We start from the raw sequence: 4,899 nt of genomic DNA on the forward strand, positions 1-4,899 counted from the left end.
AGGGGTAATCGACCACAGCCGCACTTGGTTGAGTTGTGATCAGGGTACACGGTAGGCGATCCGGCCCCTGAACGCAAAAAAAGCCCCCGGCCTCCAGGAACCTGTAAGGAATTCTTACAAGTCCAAGGAGCCGGGGGCTTTTTGCTGTCCGCAGCTGCCGTAGCCACACCGCGAACGAGGCCGCACGTCGGAACGGGTCAGAGGTGCGGCTCTCAGGGGAGCAGATCGGGGGGAGGGGGGAAGTTGGGGTCGAGCTCCAGAACCTTGCGATGCACGAGGAGATCCCACTGCTGATGCGGGAACAGGTTGCGCTGGATCTGCTGAAGTTCGCCCTCCAGCTTGTCGTATCGCGTTTCCAGCCGGTCGTAGCGATTCTCCAGCCGTTCGTAACGCGCGTTCTCCTGCTCCGCGTGGGTGGCGATGGTCTGCGCTTGCACGGACGCGGTTTCTGCCTGGCTACGCTGAGTTTCGGCTTCTTCGCGCCTGCGGCCGGCCCGCCAGACAATCAGCTGTTGGACCAGAGCCGCAAGCACCGTCGACCCGGCTCCCATCCCGATCAGGGGCAGCCAGGCATCCACGGGTTACCGGTCCAGCAGGTCGGCCAGGTCGTCACCCAGCTGATCGATGCCGGCCTCATTGCGCGCCAGCAGGACAGCGACGGTCGTAGCAAACGCCACAGCGCCGACGACATAGCCCTTGGCCGGCTCCGGGAGGATCTCGGTAAGGCCCAGAACCGCAGTGGTCGTGGTACCGATGCCGGCGACTACGGCCTTGGTGTACGCGCCGAGGTTGCGCAGGTGGTTGGTCATATCCTTCTCCTTGTTGTGTTACCCGAGGTGGCCGGAAGCCTGAAGCCGCCTACACTTCCGCAGGGCCTCATCGACATCGACGACGTTGAGGCTGTAGCGGTATTCGACGTGGCCAGCGCGCTCGTTGATCAGGCCTAGGACGGCATTGAGTGGCTCGGTCACCACCCGGCGAGTGCCATCGGTCAGCGAGAGGACGGTGCTATCCCCCCAGGCGCTGACAGTGGCGATGGTGTCGGGGTTGACGAAGATGTCAGAGCCTCCGACCTCGTGAAATTGCAGCATGTGCGGGGCCTTTCGGTCAGTCTTTGTCGGCGATCGGGGTATCAGGGCCGTCCCCGTCGAGCAGCGCCAGGGTCGAGCGCTTGCCGGGCCAGAAGATGCGCCCCTTCTCGAAGCGCTGGACCTGGCCGCCGTCGAACGGGGTCTCGTTGCTGATAGGCCAGCCGAGCGGACCGTTCTCGTAGCCCGAGCGATTCCACCGGTTTCGAATGTCGCCGGTGACGTAAAAGCCGGGCCGGTCGTATCGCCGGTAGATGGCGCCGCGCTCGAAGCCCTGGACATCACCGATTGCGGTGCCGACAGCGTCCTTGAGCACGGTGTGATCGCCGACCGGGTAACCCAGCGGACCGCGCTCCCACTTCAGCTCGGCCCAGGTCTCGAAGACGTTGGTTGGGATTGGGTGGGCGCCGTGCTGAGCGGTCCAGTAGATGTAGCCGTTCTCGAACTCTGCCCAGCGGCCGACGCCATCAGGAGTAACGTTCTCGCCCTTGGTCTTCCGAGCGCCCAGCCAGCCGGAGACCTTTGCCTTCTCGTCGATCTGGTTGACGACCGCGACAGCTGGGGCTCCCGTGGCGAACTCGCGGACATGGCCGGCGAAGACATCCCAGGGGAAGTTGTAGCCCACGTCGGTGTGGTCGCCGATCCCCATGGCCTGAGTGACGTACTTGTGGTCAGAGACGCCATCAGCCCGGCGATATGGAGGCGCCAGGACATCCGTGCTGAATCTGTATTTGCGGGCGTCCTGCACGGCCAGGTAGGCGGCGATGCGCAGATCGTCTCGGATAGCAAGCCACTGGGCCCGCGACCAGGATGCCCGGCTGCCGGCGAAGCAGAGGTTGATCGTGCGGCTGTTGGCATCCAGGACCGACCAGCTGGCGTAATCGGTATCTACGACGTCGACCACGATCCCGTCACGCACGACGTAGTGGTAACTGGCGCCGTTCGCGCTGTTGTTCAGATAGGCGGCCAAGCTCTCGGCGGTTCCGTTGCCTTCCTGGGTGTGCAGCAGGAAGTTGGTGATGCGGGATCCCCAGCGGTTACTACGGGAGCTGCCCATGCGCTGGATCTCGGTGAAATTGGGTCTCATTTACTCCTCCGGGAGGTCGTCGGGGTCGTAATCGAGTCCCTCGGGCAGCGATCGGTCGCCGTATCCCTCGATCTGGTATCCATTTGCCGCCAGCGCCCAGACGAAGCACCCATTCAGGTGATCCTCGGAATCATGCGGATTTCCATTCGGGGTGAACGACCCCGTTGCGCGGTCCACCGTGATCCCGGCTGGATGGCCGGAAGATGTAGCCCGGATGACATGGACGTCGCCCGCGCGGACAACGATGGTCAGGTATTTGTAACTGAACCCGCCATCGAAAATATGCGGCGTCAATTCATAGCATCGGGCATAGTCTCCGTACCCGCTCACGCCGTCGATGTGTAGCCGTGCCAGCAGTTGCAACATATTTACTCCCACTAGGCCGGCGGGTTGATGCTGGAAATGATGACGGCCATTCCGTTTGCCCCATTGCCACCACCGCCGGGGTGATTGAATACAGAGGTGCTTCCGCCCCCACCGCCCGCAGCGCCTGGGAATCCACCAGCCCCGCCGAGACCGCCGTTGCCGCTCCCGCCATTGGCCCCACCGCCGCCCCCGCTGCCGACTCCATATTTGCCCGTGGTCAGGTTCTTACCATCGCTACCGGGTTGCCCGTCCGACTTCCCGCCACCGCCACCGGCCAGGCCGACGCCACCCCCGCCGCTCAACCCGGCCGAGCCTAGGCTGTTGTTTCCCCCGGCTCCGCCACTGGCGTTGTAGACAGTCTTGTTGCCGCTCCCTCGCGCAGCCGGGTCGTCGATGCCGTAGATCAGGCCGGCCGCACCGCCACCAGCGACTTGAGTGATCGTGCCGCCCGAGAAAGTGGTGCTCCCGCCCGGAAGTGGGTCCAAGTGCATTGCCTGAACGACGTCAATCCCCAGTGAGTGATATTGGCCGGCAAAGGTTGGCCAGTTCCCCTCCGTGAGGATGCCGAACGATCTATTGCCAGGGCCGGTTGGCACAGTGTTGCCCACATCCGTCCAGGACACGGCCTCGGCATCGTCTATATATCCGGTGAAGACATTCCCTCGGCGCTCTAAGGCGATGGTCGAATTGCGACCGAACCATTTGCTTGTACTGACTGCGACAACTGTTTGACCGGCTTGTAGGCCATTCGCGATGTACGGGCTGACCGGCGCTCCCACCTGAGTGAAGATGCCGCAGCTGGAGTTGGCATTGCTGACAAACGCGACCATCTTCGACGCACTGTTTAGCGTGCTGGAGACCGCAAGAATCACTCCGGTTACATTGTCCAGGGCAAGACTCGCGGCCGGCGGGGTGAGCTTGGCGACGACGCGGGCATTGTCGGTAAGGAGTTCTCCGGCGACCCAGGAATTCCACCGCCCTGTGCGCGCGACGTTGCTCGTGAAGGTCGGGATTTCGACCACGCCATTGAGGATTCGGTTACTCAATGAGCCCGAGTCGGCCCGCCAGTTGGGCCCGAGGCTCAGATTGTCCGGTCGGTCGAACGCATCGACGAATGACCCATATGCCCCAGCCCCGGCTGAACCGATCGACACGGCATAGGAGTTCAGGACGAGCTCGGCCTCCGTGTAAACGCGCTCATCCCAGCCGCCTTGGCCACCCCCCTGGCCGCCATACAGACTCCCGCCATCCTGGCCACCGCCACCGCCACCGCCAGCGCCGATGAGAATCACTCTGTGGTAGTTGAATCCGTTCGGCTTGATCCAGTTGTCGCTGGTGTAGAAAACGGATACCACGTCGCCGTTCTCCAGCTTGAGGATTCGGTTCTCGTGGTCCACCAGGGACTGGCCGGATGAGCCGATCTGATTCGTGTTGTTCTGGATCGCACTGACGACGTTGCGGTTGTGAACGTTCTGCGCGCCGGCGAAGGAGACCCTCGCTCCATTGGCGGCCTGCCTCAGTACAACCGTCTCGGAAAGCCCTTGCTGGCCGTACTGATGAGAGCCCGGGTTGGCGATGGCAAAGGCGCCGTCTGGGCGATTCTGATTCGGGGTGACGCCCATCAGGCCTCCAGGTCACTCGCTTTGCGGACGTGCCGCGACTGGATTTCTTTGAAGGACCGGATTTCGGCCGTCTTGCCGAGGTTTTTCGGCACCGGCGGAATGATCCCGACGTTCTCCAGTTCGGTCTTCAGCAATTCCTGCTCGTGCCGGGTCATCGCCTGCACATTTGGCAGCACGACAGGATCCGGAGCCTCGGCGTCCATATCCACCCAGGCATTCGATGCATTCAATGTGTGCTGTTGACCCCGGTGCGGCGGCTGCATCTTCTTCTTCTGGAGCTTCGGATGATGCCGGAATCCCAATTCGTGCAGATGCCGGCTCATCAGTCTCGCGATATTCGGCTGAATGGGCTGCGCCACTTTGTCCCCGTAAGGGATCGAACACAGTGCCCAGAGGAAATGCTCGTCCGGATCCTTGGGGTCGCAGTTAGCCTGCTGGGGGAGTCGTTCGTTGTTGGGCATTGCGGGCCCCTTTCCTGCTCACATGACCCCCATCGCGCGGATTGCGCGGAACAGCTTCTGCATCCGCTCGAAGGCTTTCTTGACGGGGTCTTCCTGGACGCGCTCGCCGACAGTGACATCCCACCTGGAGCCTTTATCGCGGTCGATATTCAGCGTGATTTCGCGGACGCGATCGACGTAAATACGGCCTTTCGGGGTGCCACGAACTGTCGACCCGATGCGATGACCGAGGTAGAAATGTCCGTGCCCCCGAGCGCCAACCAGCCAGGGCCGGC

The 4,899-nt window shown here is 62.7% G+C and carries 8 protein-coding genes; all 8 read right to left on the reverse strand.

Going from position 1 to position 4,899, the window contains the following annotated elements; genetic code table 11:
• Positions 1–212: 212 nt before the first annotated feature.
• On the reverse strand, positions 213–437 hold the full coding sequence (locus NGR01S_RS31250; RefSeq protein ID WP_157107467.1) for a hypothetical protein: 225 nt from the start codon (positions 435–437) through the stop codon (positions 213–215).
• 144 nt (positions 438–581) lie between these two features.
• Positions 582–809, reverse strand: coding sequence for a hypothetical protein (locus NGR01S_RS28000; RefSeq protein ID WP_063042088.1), 228 nt, complete (start codon positions 807–809; stop codon positions 582–584).
• A gap of 18 nt (positions 810–827) precedes the next feature.
• Positions 828–1,091 carry a flagellar FlbD family protein gene (locus NGR01S_RS28005; protein ID WP_063042090.1) on the reverse strand — a complete coding sequence of 88 codons (264 nt, stop codon included), beginning with the start codon at positions 1,089–1,091 and terminating at the stop codon, positions 828–830.
• Between the two features lie 16 nt (positions 1,092–1,107).
• Entirely contained in the window at positions 1,108–2,175 is a 1,068-nt protein-coding gene (locus NGR01S_RS28010) for an N-acetylmuramoyl-L-alanine amidase (RefSeq protein ID WP_063042097.1), read from the reverse strand.
• Positions 2,176–2,541, reverse strand: coding sequence for a hypothetical protein (locus NGR01S_RS28015; protein WP_063042099.1), 366 nt, complete (start codon positions 2,539–2,541; stop codon positions 2,176–2,178).
• 11 nt (positions 2,542–2,552) lie between these two features.
• Entirely contained in the window at positions 2,553–4,163 is a 1,611-nt protein-coding gene (locus NGR01S_RS31255; protein ID WP_063042101.1) for a glycine-rich domain-containing protein, read from the reverse strand.
• Entirely contained in the window at positions 4,163–4,624 is a 462-nt protein-coding gene (locus NGR01S_RS28025) for a phage gene 29 protein family protein (protein WP_082853976.1), read from the reverse strand. Before NGR01S_RS28025 ends, NGR01S_RS31255 begins: the two co-directional genes overlap by 1 nt.
• Before the next feature lie 18 nt (positions 4,625–4,642).
• A partial coding sequence (locus tag NGR01S_RS31670) for a Gp37-like protein (RefSeq protein WP_444979991.1) occupies positions 4,643–4,899 on the reverse strand: 257 nt, incomplete at its 5' end.

The organism is Nocardia grenadensis NBRC 108939 (assembly GCF_001613445.1).
Lineage (GTDB): Bacteria > Actinomycetota > Actinomycetes > Mycobacteriales > Mycobacteriaceae > Nocardia > Nocardia grenadensis.

Coding starts and splice junctions, on each gene's coding strand:
- NGR01S_RS28000 (WP_063042088.1), bottom strand. CDS start 809: ATGACCAACCACCTGCGCAACCTCGGCGCGTACACCAAGGCCGTAGTC.
- NGR01S_RS28005 (WP_063042090.1), bottom strand. CDS start 1,091: ATGCTGCAATTTCACGAGGTCGGAGGCTCTGACATCTTCGTCAACCCC.
- NGR01S_RS28010 (WP_063042097.1), bottom strand. CDS start 2,175: ATGAGACCCAATTTCACCGAGATCCAGCGCATGGGCAGCTCCCGTAGT.
- NGR01S_RS28015 (WP_063042099.1), bottom strand. CDS start 2,541: ATGTTGCAACTGCTGGCACGGCTACACATCGACGGCGTGAGCGGGTAC.
- NGR01S_RS31255 (WP_063042101.1), bottom strand. CDS start 4,163: ATGGGCGTCACCCCGAATCAGAATCGCCCAGACGGCGCCTTTGCCATC.
- NGR01S_RS28025 (WP_082853976.1), bottom strand. CDS start 4,624: ATGCCCAACAACGAACGACTCCCCCAGCAGGCTAACTGCGACCCCAAG.